Origin of the sequence: Mastigocoleus sp. MO_188.B34 (assembly GCF_030065675.1) — a bacterium.
Classification (GTDB): Bacteria; Cyanobacteriota; Cyanobacteriia; order Cyanobacteriales; family Nostocaceae; genus Mastigocoleus.
Genome location: NZ_JASJDK010000074.1, coordinates 1 through 21,208, shown reverse-complemented (window position 1 = coordinate 21,208; position 21,208 = coordinate 1). Strand labels below are relative to the sequence as shown.

Sequence of the window (21,208 nt, the reverse complement as noted above, 5' to 3'; positions counted from 1 at the left end):
TTCAGGATAATGGATTTTGGTATCGGGTTTCTCTCGAACAATGTAATGTTGCCGATTATAGACATGTTCTATAACATAGTGCCCAGCTATGGATTGGCGATCGTAGCATTGACATTAATTATACGCTTTTCACTATATCCTCTAAGTGCTGGTTCTATTCGTAATATGCGCAAAACACGAATAGTACAGCCTATGATGCAAAAGCGGATGAAGGAAATAAAAGAACGTTACAAAGACGATCCGCAAAAGCAGCAGGAAGAAATGCTTGGCGTCCAAAAGGAATTTGGTAATCCTTTAGCGGGATGCTTACCCTTATTACTGCAAATGCCAGTGTTATTTGCGCTATTCGCAACATTACGGGGGTCACCATTTGCAGGAGTTACCTATAATGTTAACTTGCAAGTCTTACCATCAGAGCAAATCGAACGAATTCAACCCCAACCCTTTTCTACTTCTCCTCAAAATATTTATGTTGCTGACGGAGAACATGTTAAAGTAAGTGCTATTCTTCCTGGTGGTAATAAATTGGTAGTAGGGGAAAATACTCAAATTCAGTATCAGACTCCCGAAGGCAAGCCATTTCAAGAATTAGTAGCAGAACACCCTGAAGCCAAACTGACCCCGAAATGGAAAATTACTAAGGGTGAAGAGAGGATCGCAATTGACGAAAATGGGAACTTACAAGCTTTACAAGCTGGAGATGTAACAATTCAAGGAATAATTCCTGGATTAGCTGCAGACCAGGGATTTTTGTTCATAGATGCTTTGGGTACAGTTGGAGCGTTTGATGATGATGGTGGTATCCATTGGGATATAGTCATCATGGTATTGGCGTTTGGTATAACCACTTATGTGAGCCAAATGCTTTCTGGACAGAATGCCAGTAATGCTAATTCTCAGCAAGATACAGTAAATAAGGTTACTCCGGTACTTATTTCGGGGATGTTTTTGTTTTTCCCTTTACCTGCTGGGGTATTGATGTATATGGTGATTGGTAATATCTTCCAAACCCTACAAACTTATATTCTTTCGCGGGAGCCTCTACCTGAGGATCTACAGAAAATTGTAGATACCCAGCAAAAGGAATCAGAAGGTTCACAGGAAAAAGTATTACCTTTCGAACCGAAGAGTTCTAAGAAAACCACGACTAAAAAGACTTAGATAGTATTTTATTTCTTACTATCTTTTCAATCAAAATTTTCACGAAAAAGCCATAGGCTAATTATGAATGATAGTCCCGATTGCAGAGGTCAGCAGTGGCTAGAATCATTGCTGAAACTAGCTGGATTATCTGCTGAAGTAACAACTAGAATCGATAACGATTTCGTTGCTGAGGATGAGAACTCCTCTATTTGCAGCTACTGGCTGACAATTGATGAAACCAACTTGAGAGCGAAAGATATTGAGGCGCTAATAGGTAAAAGTGGAAATACATTAGATGCAATTCAATATTTAGCCAATTCTGCTCTTAATCTCAATCAACCTGGGGAAAGTCAAGCTTCTTATACCATTGAGTTGGATGGTTATCGGGTCGCCAGACAAGCAGAAATTTTTGAGGTTGCGACATCAGCAGCAAATGAAGTCCGTACTTCTGGTAGAGAAGTTGAAATTCAATCTTTAAGTTCAGCAGAACGCCGTCAAGTTCACACTTATTTGCGGAATTACACTGATTTGGAAACCTTCAGTAGAGGTAAAGAACCCAATCGTAATTTAGTTGTGCGCCCAGCTGCTGTCCACTAACTAAATTGCTGAATTGCTCTAAGTTTCTGATTTGTTGTGAGACTTGTACTTCCTAACACCCTGGGGTTAGGTTATGCATAATTCCAATATTATGTCGATACCCCATTCTCCTGGAGCAAAATTTTAGATACCCAGGGTAAGAAGTCATTCACAACTAGTTACTAACGATAACGACGGTTATGAAAAATATAATTTTTATCGTTTAAGAGCACAAATTGGCATCAGACGTCGCTTGAGTGGCGTCTGCGTTGCCAAAATTTTTATGTTGCCAAGATTATATAGTGATGAGCGCAACTCAAAACTTAGAACATTGAGCAGCATTAAATGTCAAACTGAGATCTAGAAAAGCTAGACTAAAGACATTATTAGAGCAAATATTTTGAAGTGAGGATGTCTCACAAGTACAATGGATGCTATTTATATTCCGCAGCTGTTACAAACACCAGAGAAAAAACAGGAATTCGAGTTCAAAGAATTCTTACCTGGACTAGAAACTTTAACGCCGGTTCGCGGTCGTATGCGCATCAAACACCAAGGTAGCTACTTAGAGGTATCAGTAACTGCTGAGACTATTGCCACATTGAGTTGCGATCGCTGTTTGCAGCAGTATAATCATCGTTTAGCAATTGATACGTCAGAAATAATTTGGTTAAATGCCAATAGTCAACAAGAAAGTGATTTGCCCATAGAGCAAGAAGTTGCTGTGGAAGATCTAGTTGAAACGCTTTCTTCCCAAGGACATTTTTACCCCCATGAGTGGCTCTACGAGCAGGCTTGTTTAGCTATACCTCAGCGTCAATTGTGCGATAATAAATGTCCGGGAATTGTAACTGAGGATATGAACGAAAAGCCAATTGACAGTCGTTGGGCGTCTTTAGAAGCTTTAAAAAAACAATTTCCTTCCTAGTTTGTGACTTTTGTTTTTTAATTTTTGTTTGCTATTGTTAATTTTTGATTTTTACTTTTTACATCTAAATATTTTCTTTGTTTATTCTCTTCATTATTCTCAAGTACTAAATTATTAAGTACTAAATTCTCAAGTATTTAATTTTAGAATACTGAAATTTTGGCTCAATCAAGTAATAGTAACACTTTCATCTGGTTAGCTTTAGTAATTGGTAATTCCAATTTACATTGGGGATTATTTAAAGGGGAGCAACTTATATCCGCTTGGAATAGCAAATATGTATCCGAAGCTGTTGTAGACAAATTAGCTAGATTCCGATCACCCAAAAATTTCCCATCAGAAATTCATCCCGAATTCGAGGGTCAATTACTACCCTTTATAACCCAAACAATTCCTCTAATAATCGCTTCTGTAGTTCCAGAACAAACTAAAATTTGGCAAACTTATCCAAATGTTCGTGTTGTCACTTTGGAACATATACCCTTTAACAGACTTTACCCTTCCCTGGGAATAGATCGTATTTTAGCTTTGTGGGGTGCTGGAGAAAATTACGGTTATCCCATACTGACAATTGATACTGGTACAGCACTTACATTTACTTCTGCTGACAGTCACTACAACTTAGTCGGTGGTGCGATTTTACCGGGTTTTGGTTTACAGCTAGAGACCCTGACCCAGAGAACAGGGCTATTACCAAAAGTGGAATTACCCCAACAACTTCCTCAGCGTTATGCTTTAAACACTCCCACAGCAATTCAAAGTGGTGTAATTTACACTTTACTTGCTGGAATAGAAGATTTTATTCGTCATTGGTTGGGTTTATTTAATGATGGGAAAATTGTAATTACTGGTGGCGATCGCAATTTACTCCTAAAATATTTGCAATCCCAGAAGCCTGAGATTGCAAAACTTGTTAAGGTCGAACCACATTTAATTTTTTGGGGAGTCAGATGCTGGAAAAAAAAGCTGCACTTGTAACTAAAAGTGTTGTAAATATCCACCAGCGATAAAATCTCGAATTTCTTTGGATACTAATCTTGTTGGAATCGATGATAGATTGTCAATAGTTTTCAATGAAGCTTTGTATGCTAAGCGAGCATAGGTCTGACTCATTTCTGTAGCTTCAGGATTATCATCTGCAGCTTGTAAAATCAAAGCCTGTGCATCTATTTCATACAAATAGTCGTTCAGTATTTCTGCTGATATTTCTTGATTTTGACGGTTATACAGCAATCGTGTGGCGATTGGATATTCTTCCATTAATTCCCTGCATTTCTTGTCAGCTTCCGGGTTGATATTAAAACCCAGTCTTTTAGCTAGGGGACGCAATAGATGCAATAGATCGAAGATAAATAAGGGACGTTTGAGCAAACGCTGCATTTTCTGACAACGTTTTACTGAAGCTTCTGTTTCCACTCCTTCTGGTGAAATTAATATCATTCCAGATACTTGGGATGGATATTTACGAGCATAAGTAGTCGCAACCCAAGCTCCCAAAGAGTGACCAACAAATAGTACTCGTTCTAACCTTAAAGCTTGGAGAAATTCTGCCAACATCTCTACTTGTAAATCGATAGAGTAGTGAATATCAGGAGATTCTGATTCCCCAACCCCCAATAAATCTGGTGCAAAACACTGACATTCTTGAGAAATCAACTCCATTACCGGTACCCATTGGCTACTGTCATTCCAAGTACCATGTAAAAAAACTACAGGATACCCACTACCAACCTCTCGCCAGAATAATAATCCTTGCGAAAGCTTTCTACGGGAATTACGGAATAGATGGTCCATTTTAACCTAAAGTAAATGGTTAACAATTTTAGTATTATTTGATGCTTATAAATAAGAATTTAATGCAAACAAGTGCTTCAATTGTTGCTGTAATCGCTAATTATTACAAGTTATTTCCAGGTATAATTTAAACCTATAATCACAAAAAATAAAATAACCAAAAATTACAATTGTGTATTTATGAACTTTGCTTGACAAATATAACTTTAATTTAGGCAAGCTAGAGAAAATACAAAATTAAGCGAGTGTTGTTAAACCTTTCATATAGTCTTGTAGTTGTCTGTCGTGGTCGTGTGACATTTCTCCTATGGGAAGAGAATTCACTTCAAACCCTTTAACTTCTGAGACTTCCAATGAATCTTGAATATTCATTTCTCCTCGAACATCAGCTTCGACAACGACACAAATAGAATGAATTCTTGGGTCACGATTTGGTGCTGAATATACACCTACCAAGCGACGAATATGAAGTAATTCTAAACCAGTCTCTTCCATTAATTCTCGACTGACACTAGAAGGAATATCTTCCCCCCAATCAACCATACCTCCAGGTAGTGCCCAACATCCGTTATCACGACGTCGAATCAAGGCGATTCGACCATCGGGCAAAATGGGGATAATACTGGTACCTGTAACAGGATGGCGAAAAATAATACCAATAACCGTATGTACAAAACGCCATAAATTGCGCATAGGATCGATAGCTATAGCAAACAAAGCGGAAAATTCAATATTCAAAGGTTTATTTGTTTAGTATTTTTGTAGATTCTAATCTCCACCACATCTGTGATTCATAGAAAATTCGGTTCACAAATGGTTAATTCGTAAATATTTCTACTTTTTTGTTGTATTTGGTGGTGATTTTTTAGATTTTGAGGATTTACTTTAAATCCAGGAAATATCTTAGCACTTAGCAAAACAAAAATTTGTGTGTTTGGATATGCCCGCAACATATTACTAATTATAATAATTTGCCGTATATATATACTTAATAGTAAATAGTCTATTATGAAGTATTATGAATATTAATTTATGATTTTTGAGAGAATATTATCAAAAAATACTTAACTCTATTTGCTAGTTATAGTCAAAACTTTTTATATTCTCTTATATCTTACTAAATTTATTTTAAAACAGGGAGTTCGAATGAATTTTAAGCCTTAGCTAAGAAGATTATAATTAGGGGAATATAAATCTGAGAAACTTCTAATTCGTAGCTTATTTGAATTATCGAAACGATTGTTTATATTTAAAATATATATCAATACAGTTCAGTTAAGACTTTTTTTAAACAAATAACACTGTAGAGACGCGACAAAGCCTGCGGCGTCGGCGTTAGCCTCTGTCGCGTCTCTACAAAAGAAATTTAGGCTTATCTGAACCGTATTGAAATATATATTATATTTTTGTTCAGTAGTAAGTATTTGTCTAAGCGCTAGTAATAAATAATATTTAACTAGAAATTATGCGATTAATTGATGATTATTAGACTAACTATAGGAAGCCGGTTTGATTCTTGAAAGAGTTTTTAGGCTTTAGGCTTGCAACATAAGCTTTTGAGTCTCAGTATATTTTCAAAATTCAAATATGATTCCTATATTTATGAATAAATATAATTATAAAAAAGCTGATAATCTTATACATTCGATACATGTACATTCGATACATCTACTTTATATGATTCAGGACTTACGCAAGTGTCACAATTGGTAGTTGGTGCGTGACGCTATAAGTCTGATTCTTACGTTCAGATATTTTCACAGCATCACACACCCTACAGTAAAAATATGCCAGTTGCGTAAGTCCTAATAAATATAGAGACATTTTCAATAGCAAAAATACGACTCACATACACAACGTAATTAAAGTTCTTGTGTTCTAAGGTTCGCAAAGCATTTCCGTAAGGAAATATTAATCCCAAACCACTGGAAGTTGGTAACAATTGAGTAAGTTCTAAAACTATAGTTTTATTTCAACATTTCATAATATGCCTTAACGTAAAATATTGCGGGACAATGATTCTCAAAACTTATAGAAAAACTCCATGATAAATACCACATCAATACTCACGAATACTGTTGATTGATTTTATGTATATTTATGTATAGATATTACTTATGAATGATATGCTTCATAAGTGTTTGCGATTTTGTAAAAGCATTTAATTTAATTTAATTTTTGTGGCAATATTTAATTTAAAAATCTGTGTTTAGTACAGTAACATAAAGGATTAATCATTCGCTTTTTATATTTTCAGATTATTCTAGTGTTTATTTTGTAAATGTTAATGGTATAACTTATGAGAATACATGCTACGAGAATTTAAACATAAATAATTATTTATTGTCAGCGATCAAACATTGACTAAACTAGTAAAAATATGTTAAATTGAGTAGCTGTTGAAAAAGTATAAATAGGTAGCTGTAATAAACTAAGGCTTTAACCAATAACATTAAAAGCTGATATTGTTTGCTTAGTTTGTAAAACCAGCTATATTGTTGTTTATTCATGAGGTGAATATGGCTAAGCGCCGTAACCCGAAAAAAGAAAAGGCGCTACGGAACCAGGCATACGCCCGTAAGTTTCGTAAGAAAACTAATAACGGACGTTATCAAAGAAGGTCCCAGCAATCAGCGCCTAAGAGCGAGAATGAAGAAGAAGTAACAGCAGTTGAAGGCACTGATTAAAAGGTCGAAGGTTTTAGTGTTGCTACCTTCATTTTTTAAATTGATGGGGCGGATTATTCAGACGCCCTTAATTTGTCTCAAATCTCCACTATTTTAAACTTCCGCTATTTCAAGTTTATGCAAAAAGCCTACACTTGGGCTTAGTTAATGCCTAAATTGAGGCGTAAAGCTAATTGAAATTTGTTAAATCACAATACAGTGAAATTAATTGCGGAATCAAAAAACAAAGTGATATATTTCAGATCCCCTAATGAGAAATCAAGTGATTATAATTTAGGGGATCTCATATTTTTACTATCTTGTAGTAGCTACTTATTTTGTGTTTTTGAGTAAATTACGAGCAGTTTTTAAAGCTTGTTCTATTTGAGAAAAACCTGTTCCACCTTCACTATTACGAGCAGCGACAACCTGACGGGGAGATATTGCTTCATAGATGTCAGCAGCAAATGCGGGATGTAATTCTTGCCATTCCGTTAAACTCAAATCTTTTAATAGTTTGCCATTCTCAATACTAGTTTTTACAACCTTACCTACAAGATTATATGCTTCCCGAAATGGAATACCCTTCGCAGCAAGATAGTCTGCAACATCGGTAGCGTTGGAAAAGTCTTCGTTAACAGCTTCGTTTAAGCGTTGAGAGCGAAACTCTAAACCTTCTTTGAGCAAAATTGTCATTGCTTGCAAACAAGCTTTTACCGTATTTACGCCATCAAATAAACCTTCTTTATCTTCTTGTAAATCCTTATTGTAAGCCAAAGGTAATCCTTTCATCATCACCAACATGGCTTGGAGGTGACCAAATACACGTCCAGTTTTACCCCTTACTAATTCTGGGACATCAGGATTTTTCTTTTGGGGCATAATACTAGAACCAGTTGCACAACTATCTTTGAGGTTGACAAATTTAAATTCTGCTGAAGCCCAAAAAATAATTTCTTCGGATAAGCGACTTAAGTGAACCATGATGAGGCTAGCTGCTGCTAGGAACTCTACGACAAAATCGCGATCGCTAACTCCATCAAGACTATTGGCATAAATATCTTCAAATCCTAGTAGTTCTGCAGTATAGCGGCGATCAATGGGAAAAGTCGTTCCAGCTAAAGCACCACAACCCAGAGGTGAAATATTCACCCTTTGATAAATATCCCCCAAACGTTCCCAGTCCCGTTGTGTCATCTGAAAATATGCCATTAGGTGATGAGCTAAACTTAACGGTTGGGCGCGTTGCAGGTGAGTATAACCTGGGATTAAGGTTTCGACGTTTTTTTCTGCAAGGTCAAGAATTACTGTTTGAAATTCTCTTAATTGGGAGCGAATTACTTGGATTTGCTCGCGGAGATATAGTCTTGTATCCGTTCCAACTTGATCGTTGCGCGAACGTCCTGTGTGAAGCTTTTTACCGACATCACCAATAATTTCTACTAAGCGTCTTTCGACTGCAAAATGTACATCCTCCGCTTCAATTCCAGGATTAAATTTACCTTGGCGATATTCTTGACGAATTTGCTCCAAACCAGTGACTAATTGTTCTGATTCTCCTTGGGAGATGATTCCACTTTTTGCCAACATTTTGGCATGAGCTTGGGAACCAGTCAGGTCATATTCAATTAACTCAATATCAAAATTAATACTTGCATTGAAGCGAGCGATCGCAGGATGTAGCGCCGACTCAAAGCGCTGGCTCCAAGTTTTCTGCTGGGTCATAGACATTGGGAAATGGTAAGGTTTTGAGGTGCTGAATTGGACTTTGTTTTTATCTTTTATTCCCTTATCCTCAAAGCGATCGGGAAACACCAGTGGTAGGGCAATAAGGAATAACCAAATAATTATAGATTAGAGTTTAAGAGTTAAAGCTTGTAAATTAGAAGCAAAGGGCGAATCTCAATCGCACATCTATCAAATTTTAATTATTTTGCCCTGTTTCCGTTAATTAGTCCTCCCCAATCTCCTATTTATCCGTAGCTTGTGATGTTACGGATAAAGTAACCAATAGCTAAACCAATTAATAATGCCCAAATTTGACCTGATTGAACAAAATTAGTAAAAGCTTTGTGCATCTGACCAAGAACATCTGGATCTGTAACATTTTGAGCTACGACCCAGGAATCCAGGAGAAAATGCCAGATTTGTGAATATACCAAAGCACTACATAGTTCCATATTTTCTCAATTTCAATATTTTGTAAAAATTAGTTCATTATTACCAATGATTTTTCAAATATTTTTCGTAGAGACGTCCTAACAGAACATCTTTACGAAAAATTTCGGAGTTCATAGTTATATATTGCTAGTGGGTAGTATTTATTTCCCAATCGCCTCACAGACTACTTACTCAAAAGCTATGAATCTACAACATCTAGTAAGCAAAATTACATAGATGATTATAATTTGATAACCTTGAAAGGTTAAAAATGACAACCCTTTACTCCAAATTTTTTCATCTGCGACAGCAATAATCAATATGGTTAGCCATTGGATTTATTTCTCGCAAGACACTGTAGAGACGTTGCAGACCCTGCGGCGTCGGCGTTAGCCTCTGCAACGTCTCTACAACCAATCAAAACTTGCAATCGTTGGCAGAACTTATTTCTGTTGTAGTTTTTCCGCTGTACGTAAAATTTGACCTGCTAATACTGCAGCACCAAAACCATTATCGATATTTACAACTCCTACACCCGCAGCACAAGAATTCAACATCGTCAACAAAGGTGCTAAACCACCAAAACTCGCACCATAACCAATACTTGTGGGAACAGCAATTACAGGACAATCAGCTAAACCAGCAACAACGCTGGGTAAAGCACCTTCCATTCCTGCAACTACAATTAAAACTGATGCAGCTTCAATAACGTGGCGATTATTCAGTAAACGATGAATACCAGAAACTCCCACGTCCCAAAGTCTTTGGACATTAAATCCAGAGAGTTCTGCTGTAACTGCAGCTTCTTCTGCTACCGGTAAATCGGCGGTACCAGCAGACAAAATACCAATGACACCAGAATATTGCGGTTTAAGTTCCAGAGGTGCGATCGCACAAATTTGAGCAGATCCGAAATAACGTACATCTCGGACTTTGGATTGTAAAGCACTGTAAACGTCCGGGGTAATGCGGGTCGCCATTACAACCTCATTGCGCTGACGCATTACTTCCATAATTTGAGCAATTTGTTCGGGGGTTTTTCCCGGACCCCAAATCACTTCAGGGAAACCCGTTCTTAAAGCGCGATGATGATCTATTTTGGCAAATTCTCCTACTGGTTCGTAGGCTAGATCTTTAAGTCGATCTAACGCCATATCCGGGGAAACTTGACCGTTAGCAACGTCAGTTAAGAGGGAATGTAGGTTTTTTTCATTTGACATGGGGGTTGGGGATTGGTGTTAGCGTTAGCGTGACGCGACAGCGTCATATGGGGATTAGGGACTAGGGACCAGGTACTAAGAATTAGCAACTGGCGATTGAGGAATGAAGAACCATAAAAATTCTTACTTCTTATTTATTACTTCTTACTTATTACTTATTACTTATTACTTTTTACTTCCGCCCAACGGTTCTAATCTGCTACTTTCAATTCATATTTGTTCCACATGGTTCCGCGTTGGTAACCGAGTGCGGAAAATTTTACATTTTGGATGCGATCGCGCACTGCTGCTAAAGTCAATGGATTTACTAAATAAATAAAAGGTAAGTTTTCTTGGGTTATCCGTTGCGTTTCGTTATAGATTTCTTTGCGTTTTGCTTTGTCTAATTCTTGAGCAGCTTGAGTATACAAACGACCAATTTTAGCTTCCCAAGGTGCTACCTCTCTACCAATGAGGGGTTCTTGTCCTGGTTGGGGCTTTTGATTAAAGCTGTGTAAGCCTCCATCAGGTAACCAAACATTTGCTCCATCATGGGGCTCAATTCCCCCAGTGAAGCCTAACAAATAACAATCCCAATCCAACGTATTAGATAACTTATCAACTAAAGTGCTGAAAGCAATAGGGGTAAAATCAACTTGAATTCCGATTTCACTTAAACTTTGCTTGATTTGCGCCCCCATGGCTACGCGGAGTTTATTTTCAGAATTTGTCATCAAGGTAAACCGAACGCGGGTTCCATCAGCATCCATAAGTTGGTTTTGACCGTTATATTTAAATCCCGCACCTAATAATAATTTTCTCGCTTTTTCTGGATTGTAATCATAAACTTTTAATCCTTGTTTCGGAGAGAGGTAAAAAGGACTCTGAATATCAATGGGAGAGTTTTGTAATTCGCCAATACCGCGAAACAGATTATTTAAAATAGCTTGACGATCGATTGCATAAGCAACTGCTTGTCTAAATGCTAAATTATTAAACCAACGAGATTTAATGGGATTGACTAGAGGTTTTCCATTTCTCCGACCTTTGTTGAGATTAAAGGAAATAAAAGTCGTTCCAAATGCTGGTCCGCCATTGTAAATTGTAAATTTGCCTCGCTTCTCTTCCCGTTTCAGTAAAGAAAAATTTTCCGGAGAAATCCCAACTACATCCAATCCTCCAGAGCGAAACTGTAACACTGATGTATCAGTAGATTCAATAATTTGCCAAATAATTCGCTCAACATAAGGTAATTGATTACCCTCATCATCTTTTCGCCAATAATAAGGATTGCGCCGAAATACAATGCGTTGGGTAGGAATATAACTTTCTATTTTGTAAGGTCCATTAACAATAATATTTTTAGGATTGGTATCTGTTCCCCAAGTGGATACAAATTGAGGTTGACCTTTTGCGTCTTTAGATTTGATCGATGCTTCTAAAGCATGTTTTGGCAAAATACCAACTGTAGAACTTGTCCCTCCTGTGGTGCTGTAAAGGAAGGGAGCAAAAGGTTCAGGAAAAACAAATTCAACTCGACGATTATCTATTTTTCTAATTTTGGGAAAAACCCCATCCTTACCAACTTTGAGCGGATCTTTCCAATCGGTGGGAATATCTGGATTAAAAATTATATCCCGATAAGTAAAAATTACATCATCTGCCGTTAGAGGTTCACCATCAGACCATTTCAAATCTTCCCGCAAAGTAAAAACTATTTGCTTTTTATCCTCAGATATTTCCCATGATTCAGCTAAAGCTGGTTCAATTTCTTTTGTGATTGCATTGAGGTTTGTTAAACCTTCTGCAGTAAACAAAAATACATTTGGATATTCTTGATTAAAAGCAAAATTAAAAGTTTTGGGATCGCCTAGAGTTGTTGTAACCCATTGGGATACTTGAGCTGCTTCAGTTTTGAAATTGACTGGGTTGCAAGCTTTAAGAAAAAGCTGACAGCTAAAAAATATAGCCAGTATTAATGGAAACCAAAACGGACGCCGGAAATTACGAAAAACAGCAAAATTCATGGGTTAGCGCTACAAGGCAGAAGTCAAAAATTAGAATATGTCCTATGGACACGCTTTGCTAACAAAGTTTGAAAATTCAAAAATTTGAAAATTCAAAAAACTGATATGTGGAGCTTTTTACTGATGTTTAATGTCAGTTACATTTATGCCCTACTATACTAATTTTAGTAAGCTTTTTTGCACTTGATTTTCACATTAAATCACAAAAAAATACACAATTTGTGAGGGCTCAAGCCCTACTACAAACCCCCAATTATTTATCTTTGTTTACTTTCATCTCATATATATTCCAGATATAGTTAGCAGGTGCAGGGAAAATAGAAGTGTATTTCAGGTTTTCAATCGTATTTCTCGCAGCAGCCAAAGCTAATGGATTAAACAGATGAATAAAAGGTAAGTTTTCTTGTGATATTTGTTGAGTCTGTGCATAAATTGCTTTACGCTTTGCTTCATCAGATTCCTTTCCCCCTTGGATGTAAAGCTGGTGAATTTTATTTTCCCAATCGCTAACTTCCCATCCTTCTATGGGAGCTTGTCCTGCTTGTGGTTTTTGATTAAAAACGTGGAAGTTACCATCTACAGCCCAGACATTATAACCATTTGCAGGTTCAATTCCACCTGTAATAGCTCCATACCAGCATTCCCAATCAAGGGTATTAGAAATTTTGTCTCCCAACACGCCAAAGTCAAGGTACTGTAAATCTACTCTAATGCCAATTTTACCGAGGTCTTGTTGAATTTTAGGTGTAACTGTCGGTCTACTACTACCAGCAGATCCCATCAGTGTAAAACGGACTCTATTTCCTTCTGCATCCAATAACTGATCGTTAGAATTGTATTTAAATCCTGCTTTTAATAAAATCTCTTTGGCTTTTTGAGGGTTATAATCATAAACTTTCAAACCTTCTTCTGGAGATAGGAAGTAGGGACTAGGAACAGAAACTGGAGAATTTTGTGTTTTACCTAAACCGCGTAGAGTATTGTTAATGATTGCTTGGCGGTCGAGAGCATAAGCTACTGCTTGTCTAAAAGCGACATTATTAAACCAGCGAGATTTAATGGGATCTACCAATGGTTTTCCTTTGCGACTACCTTTATTGAGATTAAAAGTTAGAAAAGTTGTACCAGAATCAGGTCCGGCATTGTAGATGGTAAAATTACCTTTTTTCTCTTCCCGCTTAAGTAGTCGAAAATTCCTAGAAGCAATTTCGATAAAATCTAAGCCACCAGAACGAAACTGCATCAGAGCTGTTTCACCAGACTCTACTATTTGCCACACTATACGTTCAATATAAGGCTGTTGATTGCCCTGAGCATCTTTACGCCAATAGTAGGGATTGCGTCGAAATATTATCCGTTCATTTGGGGTGTAACTGTCAATTGTGTAAGGACCATTGACAATAATTTTCTTCGGATCTGTTCCTACTCCCCAAGTAGACAGAAATTCTGGTCTTCCATTGCTTTGATTTGTTTCTACAGTTTTACGTAGAACATGCTCTGGCATAATTGCTATACCTGCTGCAATAGTTCGTAAAAACGGAGCATACGGTTCTGGTAAAACAAATTCAACTCGGCGATCGTCTAGTTTACGAACTTCAGGAAAAGCCTTACTCACACCAATTTTGAGACCATCTTGGTTATAAGTCGGAATCCGCTTATTCATGTAGATGTCATTGAATGAAAAAATCACATCATCTGCTGTAAGTGGTTTTCCATCAGACCATTTCAATCCACTTCTGAGGGTAAACACATAACGCAAGCTGTCCTCAGACATCTCCCAAGATTCAGCTAAACCTGGTTCAATCTCCTTCGTTATTCCATTTGAAGTTGCTAATCCCTCATAAGTAAAACTAGAAACATTTGGTGACTCTTGAATTAGTGCATAGTTAAATGTTTTTGGATCGGTGCTTGCTGCAAGTACCAGCTGTGATACTTGAGCAGCACTACTACGAAAATTAGCCGGATTACAAGCTGTAATAACTAATGCTGCAACTACAGCTAATATTGCTGGCAAACGCAAACGCCGAAAAATATTTACTCTTGTAATAATTCTTATCATTTAAGTAGTCAAAATATTCAAAACAACTTATTACTTCAATTAAGGAAATTCCAAAAAATAATTCATACCATTATTTTTTACTTGTAGTAGCGCACAAACTTGCACTTGAAACACAGTATTTTTGTTTATTCAAGAAGTACCCAAAATTTTAACTAAAACCAGAAATTTTAATTATTATTGAAATATATGATACCAGTATCTTGTAAAAGCTCTCTTACCTAATGCTTACCAAATTTCCCCGAGTTGGGATTTAAAAGAAATTCTAAATCAAAAAATATACTGATTGTCGGAGTGCAGACCCATAAGGGCGCACATCAGTGCACCCCTACAATTCATAAAATTATGATTGTAAAAAAAATTAATTTATCTACGAATTATTTTCCAGAAAAATTAATCCAGAGTTACCAATTACCAATTACCCATTACCCACTAATCAAAACCACAGCATAAGCACAAATTCCCTCCTGATTCCCCACAGGACCCAATTTTTCATTAGTAGTAGCTTTAACACCAACTTGATTTGGTTCTAAGTGCAAAACTTTTGCCAGATTTCCCCGCATTTCCTCAATATGGGGCTTTAGTTTGGGACGTTCTGCTACAACTACCGAATCAATATTTCCAACTCGCCAGCCTTGTTCTTGGATCAATTCATTAACTTGCTCTAGCAACACTAAACTATTTGCACCAGCCCATTTGGGGTCGCTGGGAGGAAAATAATGACCGATATCCCCCAAGGACAAAGCACCCAACATTGCGTCCATAATGGCGTGGGTCAGGACATCAGCATCACTGTGTCCCAGCAAGCCCAAAGAATGAGGTATTTTAACACCACCTAAAATTAGTGGGCGATCGCTAACTAAACGATGTATGTCGTAACCATTACCAATTCGAATGTTCATTTGTTGTTTGTTACTTTTTCCTTTTTCATGTTGCAAATTCCCCCTTCTTTTCAAAGAAGATGATGCGTTATGCAGCGCTAAGTTATGCGGCGCTAACACACCCTAACAGTCTCCCAATCCCTAGTCGCCAGAGGCTCCGCCGACGCCGCAGGCTCTATGCCGCAGCAAGGCGGGCACGCTGCTATCCCCAGTCGCCATATGGCTAACGCCACGCTATGCTAACGCCATTAGGCGCGGGCTCACCCCAGTCGCCAATCCCCTCACTTCTTAAACCTCTTAAACTTTTGCATTTCTTCCGTCCAAGCTTTATACATGTCAGGGCGACGTTTTCTAGTTCTTTCGATTTGTTGTTCGTAACGCCAACGGGAAATTGCAGCATGATTACCACTGAGTAAAACATCGGGAACTTTCCATTTGCGAAATGTTGCCGGACGGGTATATTGTGGATAATCCAATAAACCTTCTTCAAAACTTTCTGACTTCAGAGACTCAACTTTCCCTACTGTCCCCGGTAGTAAGCGAACAACCCCGTTAATCAACGCCATCGCTGGAATTTCACCACCAGTTAAAATAAAATCACCCAGAGAAACCTCCCTAGTTACTAAATGGAGTACTCGGTCATCAACTCCCTCATAATGTCCGCAGATCACCACCAGCTGATCGAAATTTGTTGAAAGCTCCCGTAATAATGGTTGGTCGATAGTTTGACCTTGGGGACTCATCAAAATTATTTCTCGCCGTGGGAGAATAGGTAAAGATTCAACAGCACTAAAAATGGGTTCTGGTTTCATCAACATTCCTACGCCACCACCGTAGGGCTCATCATCAACTTTGTGATGCTTGTCGGTGGTGAAATCTCTCGGATTTACGAGATTTACTTGGGCGATCTGTTTTGCCAAGGCTTTACCCAAAAGCCCAGAATTTAAAACAGAATTAAAACAATCAGGAAAGAGCGTAACTATATCAAAGCGCACAGTATTTCGTATTGAAGGACACTAATCTTATATTGGAATAGTCACAAAAATATTAAATTGGAATTCGAGCATAAATAGAAGACTAAATGGTGTAAAACAAATATTATCTCCCTCGCTAGCGTTTAAAAATAATAGAAATATTTGAGTTTTGGTGCGAACAAAAGTTTTCGCTAATGCTTAATTTATGTTTAAATATTGTCACATCTAAATTTAAATAATTTATCTGACCGGGTTAACAACTTCAAGGATGCATCGAGTCAGCCTTAGAAAAAAAGCGTATATAAATTTTTCGCCCCAGGGGGTTTTTTTGCCAGTCTGGACAAACAGACGGGCGAAAATAGTGCCGTTATTCTTCAAAATGGTAGGAGATATTCAAAGCTCCACCTTATGCTGTGTGAGGCGGTATGCTCTCAAATGGGCGAGGCGCAAAAATTATCAGGCAATAATCGCTTGTTTATTGACTGGAGTTGTTGACAGGAGAAGCACAAATGCGGCAATTGAAAGCTAAATGGCTGGAAATGAGGACACCCCAAGCAACTAAGACCGCCATTATGGTTATCGGTGGTGCAGAAGACAAAGTTCATGGACGCGAAATTCTCCGAACTTTTTTTAGTCGGGCTGGAGCAAACGATGCATATATAACAATTATTCCTTCTGCATCCCGAGAGCCAAGTATTATTGGCGAGCGCTATGTCCGTATTTTTAAGGATATGGGCGTAGAAAAGGCTGACATTTTAGACATTCGAGAAAGAGACCACTGTGATTCATCCTACATAAAAGAATCCCTTGAGGCCTGTAGCGGTGTATTCTTAACTGGGGGAGATCAACTCCGTTTGTGTGGAGTATTAGCTGATACCCGTGCCATGGATATAATCCGGCAAAGAGTCCGGGGAGGACAAATAACATTAGCTGGAACTAGCGCCGGTGCAGCCGTAATGGGGCATCATATGATTGCTGGTGGTGGTAGTGGCGAATCACCCAACCGCTCCTTGGTAGATATGGCAACAGGTTTAAGTCTGATCCCAGAAATAATTGTCGATCAGCACTTTCACAATCGAAATCGAATGGTACGATTAATGAGTGCTTTAGCATCCCATCCAGATAGAATTGGCATTGGGATTGATGAAGATACTTGTGCCATGTTTGAGAAAGATGGTTGGCTGCATGTTATGGGTAAGGGAAGCGTGACAATAGTAGATCCAACTGAGATGACTCACACAAACGAATCTCATGTCGGTGCTAGCGATCCCCTCAACCTACATAATTTACGCCTACACATTCTGAGCCACGGCGATCGCTTTCATCTTTACCAGCGTACCGTACTACCTTCTGTCTATCGAATTCCCAGCTGACGACAAGCAGTACTGGGAGTTACACTGAATTGACCGCGATTTTTTACGTTGCAGATAAAAAGAGTGACAGTAATACTATAAAAGAATAAAAAACTGTTTGCAGCGAACAGTTAAGCGGTCAATTTCAGTAGGAAACTAGAATATTGGTTCCGAATCTCCATCTACCCTATTCCCATGAGAATCCTCAAAATCCAGACTTTACGCGGCCCCAACTATTGGAGCATTCGACGCCACAAGCTCATCGTCATGCGCCTCGATTTAGAAAACATTGCTGAGACGCCCTCGAATGAAATACCCGGTTTTTATGAAGGATTAGTTGAGGCACTGCCCAGTCTGGAAGCCCACTATTGTTCTCCGGGCTGTCGTGGTGGTTTCCTGATGCGGGTACGAGAAGGCACGATGATGGGTCATGTGGTAGAACACGTAGCCTTGGAATTACAAGAACTGACTGGAATGCGTTGTGGCTTTGGTCGTACGCGCGAAACAGCAACACCTGGAGTTTACCAGGTAGTTTTTGAGTATCTGAATGAGGAAGCTGGTCGCTATGCAGGTAGGGCTGCAGTGCGGTTATGCCAAAGCATTATTGAGCGAGGACGCTATCCAAAAGCAGAATTAGAGCAAGACCTGCAAGACCTCAAAGACTACTGGCGAGATGCAGCATTAGGACCTTCTACAGAGGCAATTGTTAAGGAAGCTGAGAAAAGAGGTATTCCCTGGATGCAACTGGGGGCACGCTTTTTAATTCAGCTTGGTTACGGCGTCAATCAAAAGCGGATGCAGGCAACCATGAGCGATAATACCGGCATCCTTGGCGTAGAACTAGCCTGTGATAAAGAAGCTACTAAGCGCATTCTATTCAGTGCTGGAGTTCCAGTTCCTCGAGGCACTGTTATTAATTTTTTAGACGATCTAGAAGACGCAATTGAATATGTTGGTGGTTACCCTATTGTAATTAAACCCCTTGATGGCAATCACGGGCGGGGAATTACAATCGATATTAGAACCTGGGATGAAGCAGAAACAGCTTATGATGCTGCCAAACAAATTTCCCGGTCTATCATCGTTGAACGTTACCACCTCGGTCAAGATCATCGCGTTTTAGTTGTCGATGGTAAGGTGGTTGCTGTTGCCGAACGAGTACCTGCTCATGTCATTGGTGACGGTAGATCGACTGTTGCTGAATTGATTGAGGAAATTAATAAAGATCCCAATCGCGGTGACGGACATGACAACGTATTGACCCGTATTGAATTAGACCGTACTAGTTACCAGTTACTAGAAAAACAAGGATTGACCATTAATAGCGTTCCCGATGAAGGGGAAGTATGTTATCTGAAAGCAACAGCTAATTTAAGCACTGGTGGTGTTGCTGTAGATCGTACAGATCAAATTCACCCAGAGAATCTTTGGCTAGCACAACGAATAGTCAAGATTATTGGGTTAGATATTGCCGGAATAGATATAGTTACTACGGATATTAGTCGCCCACTACGGGAAGTCGATGGTGTAATTGTAGAGGTCAATGCCGCACCTGGATTTAGGATGCATGTAGCTCCTAGCAAAGGGGTACCCCGTAATGTAGCTGGTGCAGTTATGGATATGCTATTTCCATCCGATAAACCCAGTCGCATTCCAGTTCTCAGCGTTACTGGTACCAATGGCAAAACCACAACTACTCGACTTTTAGCCCATATTTTCAAACAAACCGGTAAAGTAATTGGTTACACGACTACTGATGGAACTTATATCGGTAATTTCATGGTCGAGCCAGGAGATAATACTGGTCCTCAAAGTGCACGATTAATTTTACAAGATCCTACGGTAGAGGTAGCAGTCCTGGAAACAGCAAGGGGTGGTATCCTGCGCTCGGGAGTCGCTTTTGATTCTGCTAATGTTGGCGTCGTATTAAATGTCGCGTCAGACCACTTAGGTATTGGTGATATTGATACTATTGATCAGTTAGCACATCTCAAGAGTGTAGTAGCCGAGGCAGTTTTTCCAGACGGTTATGCTGTTCTCAATGCCGACGATCCCCGAGTCGCAGCAATGGCACAGAGAACTAAAGCCAACATTGCTTACTTCACAATGAATCCTAATTCAGAGCTAGTGCGACAACACATCCAAAAAGGAGGAGTCGCAGCGGTTTATGAACGAGGTTGTCTATCAATTCTCAAAGGTGATTGGACCCATCGCATTGAGCGGGCAGAGAATATTCCCTTAACCATGGGCGGACGCGCACCATTTATGATTGCCAATGCTTTAGCTGCGTCTTTGGCTGCATTTGTGCAAAATGTTTCTATTGAACAAATCCGTTTGGGCTTAAATACTTTCCGTGCTTCGGTAAGTCAAACTCCAGGACGAATGAACTTGTTCGATCTCGGGAAACATCATGCTTTAGTGGACTATGCCCATAATCCCCACAGCTATCAAGCCGTAGGTGGCTTTGTTCGTAACTGGAGGGATGGAGAACGCATTGGTGTTGTTGGTGGGCCTGGCGATCGCCGCGACGAAGATTTCATCATGTTAGGTAGACTAGCAGCAGAAATTTTCGACAAAATCATTGTCAAAGAAGATGATGATACTAGAGGACGCAGAAGAGGTTCGGCTGCTGACCTAATTGCCCAAGGGATCGAAGAAGTTAATCGAAATTGTAACTACCAAACAATTCTTGACGAAACTACTGCTGTTAATACAGCTTTAGATATGGCAACAGAAAAAAGTTTGGTTGTGATCCTACCCGAAAGCGTGAATCGTGCAATTGGATTGATTAAAGCCCGTGGAATAGTTAAGGAAGAATCATACGAGCCGAATACCGGAACAAATCAAGTTGATTCTAGAACGGGAAAAAACTACAAGGTTGTTAATTCACGTTAAGTCAAAAATTTTAGGTCTAAAAACCCTTAAGTTTGAGGTTCTTGAGCTTAAGTATCAAGTTAAAATTCTTAGATCTAAGAAATATCAAAAATTCAATTTACCAATTTCCCATTGAGTAAAACACTGATTTTGAAGCAGTAATAAATTACCAGAGTAATAAATTAATACAGGTAATTGTTTGCTCTAAAAACGTTTTTACCCCGATGAGAATTTTTGCATTCGAATAAACCCGGTTTCTTTTTGAAGCCGGGTAATTATTATAGCAACTTATATGATGCATATCAAAATGCTTATCATATCTTTATGTAATGGGGATTGGGGGTCAGAGTCGAATGGCACCCTCGTTAAGGCTCATTCGCACGTAGCGTGCGTGAACAAACCTTGAGTGTGGGAAGTGTGGGAGATATGGGAAGTGTGGGAAGTGTGGGAGGTAGCTTTATATAACAAGTTGCGTTAATTAAACTCCCCTCCCTTTTCTACCACTTCTCCCCACACTTCCCTTAAGCGCAAGGATTACATCTTCTCTTAGTGCCATTCAGGTCAGAGTCATTTATCTT

General features: G+C 38.8%; 16 protein-coding genes. 7 read left to right on the top strand and 9 right to left on the bottom strand.

What is annotated here, in order from left to right; genetic code table 11:
* Nucleotides 1–9: 9 nt before the first annotated feature.
* The 4 genes from yidC (at nucleotide 10) to QNJ50_RS17710 (ending at nucleotide 3,625) form a co-directional block, all read left to right on the top strand.
* A complete protein-coding gene (yidC, locus tag QNJ50_RS17725; RefSeq protein ID WP_300637585.1) occupies nucleotides 10–1,161 on the top strand; it encodes a membrane protein insertase YidC in 1,152 nt (383 codons plus the stop codon).
* A 63-nt stretch (nucleotides 1,162–1,224) separates the two neighbouring features.
* Entirely contained in the window at nucleotides 1,225–1,740 is a 516-nt protein-coding gene (locus QNJ50_RS17720) for a R3H domain-containing nucleic acid-binding protein (RefSeq protein ID WP_300637583.1), read from the top strand.
* Nucleotides 1,741–2,146: 406 nt separating this feature from the next.
* Nucleotides 2,147–2,647 (top strand): YceD family protein, encoded by a 501-nt coding sequence (locus QNJ50_RS17715; protein ID WP_300637581.1) that lies wholly within the window; start codon nucleotides 2,147–2,149, stop codon nucleotides 2,645–2,647.
* A gap of 159 nt (nucleotides 2,648–2,806) precedes the next feature.
* A complete protein-coding gene (locus QNJ50_RS17710; RefSeq protein ID WP_300637579.1) occupies nucleotides 2,807–3,625 on the top strand; it encodes a pantothenate kinase in 819 nt (272 codons plus the stop codon).
* On the opposite strand, the gene QNJ50_RS17705 is transcribed toward QNJ50_RS17710, so the two are convergent.
* Entirely contained in the window at nucleotides 3,626–4,441 is an 816-nt protein-coding gene (locus tag QNJ50_RS17705) for an alpha/beta hydrolase (protein ID WP_300637577.1), read from the bottom strand.
* 237 nt (nucleotides 4,442–4,678) lie between these two features.
* Nucleotides 4,679–5,134: an NUDIX hydrolase gene (locus tag QNJ50_RS17700; protein ID WP_300637605.1), complete on the bottom strand. Its 456-nt coding sequence runs from the start codon at nucleotides 5,132–5,134 to the stop codon at nucleotides 4,679–4,681.
* A gap of 1,826 nt (nucleotides 5,135–6,960) precedes the next feature.
* Here QNJ50_RS17700 and QNJ50_RS17695 point away from each other — a divergent pair.
* Nucleotides 6,961–7,128: a hypothetical protein gene (locus tag QNJ50_RS17695; RefSeq protein WP_201026070.1), complete on the top strand. Its 168-nt coding sequence runs from the start codon at nucleotides 6,961–6,963 to the stop codon at nucleotides 7,126–7,128.
* Between the two features lie 312 nt (nucleotides 7,129–7,440).
* On the opposite strand, the gene argH is transcribed toward QNJ50_RS17695, so the two are convergent.
* The 7 genes from argH to trmD all read right to left on the bottom strand — a co-directional run bounded on the left by argH (nucleotide 7,441) and on the right by trmD (nucleotide 16,425).
* Nucleotides 7,441–8,832 carry an argininosuccinate lyase gene (argH, locus tag QNJ50_RS17690; protein WP_300637574.1) on the bottom strand — a complete coding sequence of 464 codons (1,392 nt, stop codon included), beginning with the start codon at nucleotides 8,830–8,832 and terminating at the stop codon, nucleotides 7,441–7,443.
* Between the two features lie 248 nt (nucleotides 8,833–9,080).
* Entirely contained in the window at nucleotides 9,081–9,287 is a 207-nt protein-coding gene (locus QNJ50_RS17685) for a hypothetical protein (RefSeq protein ID WP_300637572.1), read from the bottom strand.
* Nucleotides 9,288–9,710: 423 nt separating this feature from the next.
* A complete protein-coding gene (gene larB / locus QNJ50_RS17680) occupies nucleotides 9,711–10,487 on the bottom strand; it encodes a nickel pincer cofactor biosynthesis protein LarB (RefSeq protein WP_300637570.1) in 777 nt (258 codons plus the stop codon).
* Between the two features lie 191 nt (nucleotides 10,488–10,678).
* A complete protein-coding gene (locus QNJ50_RS17675; RefSeq protein ID WP_300637568.1) occupies nucleotides 10,679–12,493 on the bottom strand; it encodes an ABC transporter substrate-binding protein in 1,815 nt (604 codons plus the stop codon).
* A 253-nt stretch (nucleotides 12,494–12,746) separates the two neighbouring features.
* The gene (locus QNJ50_RS17670) at nucleotides 12,747–14,552 is read right to left on the bottom strand and encodes an ABC transporter substrate-binding protein (protein WP_300637566.1); all 1,806 of its coding nucleotides are present in this window, start codon (nucleotides 14,550–14,552) and stop codon (nucleotides 12,747–12,749) included.
* Between the two features lie 422 nt (nucleotides 14,553–14,974).
* Nucleotides 14,975–15,451: a 2-C-methyl-D-erythritol 2,4-cyclodiphosphate synthase gene (ispF, locus tag QNJ50_RS17665; RefSeq protein ID WP_300637564.1), complete on the bottom strand. Its 477-nt coding sequence runs from the start codon at nucleotides 15,449–15,451 to the stop codon at nucleotides 14,975–14,977.
* Between the two features lie 260 nt (nucleotides 15,452–15,711).
* Nucleotides 15,712–16,425, bottom strand: a complete 714-nt coding sequence (gene trmD / locus QNJ50_RS17660) for a tRNA (guanosine(37)-N1)-methyltransferase TrmD (protein WP_300637562.1) — start codon at nucleotides 16,423–16,425, stop codon at nucleotides 15,712–15,714.
* A gap of 488 nt (nucleotides 16,426–16,913) precedes the next feature.
* Here trmD and QNJ50_RS17655 point away from each other — a divergent pair, with 488 nt between their 5' ends.
* Both QNJ50_RS17655 and cphA read left to right on the top strand, forming a co-directional pair.
* Nucleotides 16,914–17,777 carry a cyanophycinase gene (locus QNJ50_RS17655; RefSeq protein WP_300637560.1) on the top strand — a complete coding sequence of 288 codons (864 nt, stop codon included), beginning with the start codon at nucleotides 16,914–16,916 and terminating at the stop codon, nucleotides 17,775–17,777.
* Nucleotides 17,778–17,951: 174 nt separating this feature from the next.
* Nucleotides 17,952–20,651 carry a cyanophycin synthetase gene (gene cphA, locus QNJ50_RS17650; RefSeq protein WP_300637558.1) on the top strand — a complete coding sequence of 900 codons (2,700 nt, stop codon included), beginning with the start codon at nucleotides 17,952–17,954 and terminating at the stop codon, nucleotides 20,649–20,651.
* The last annotated feature ends 557 nt before the right edge of the window (nucleotides 20,652–21,208 follow it).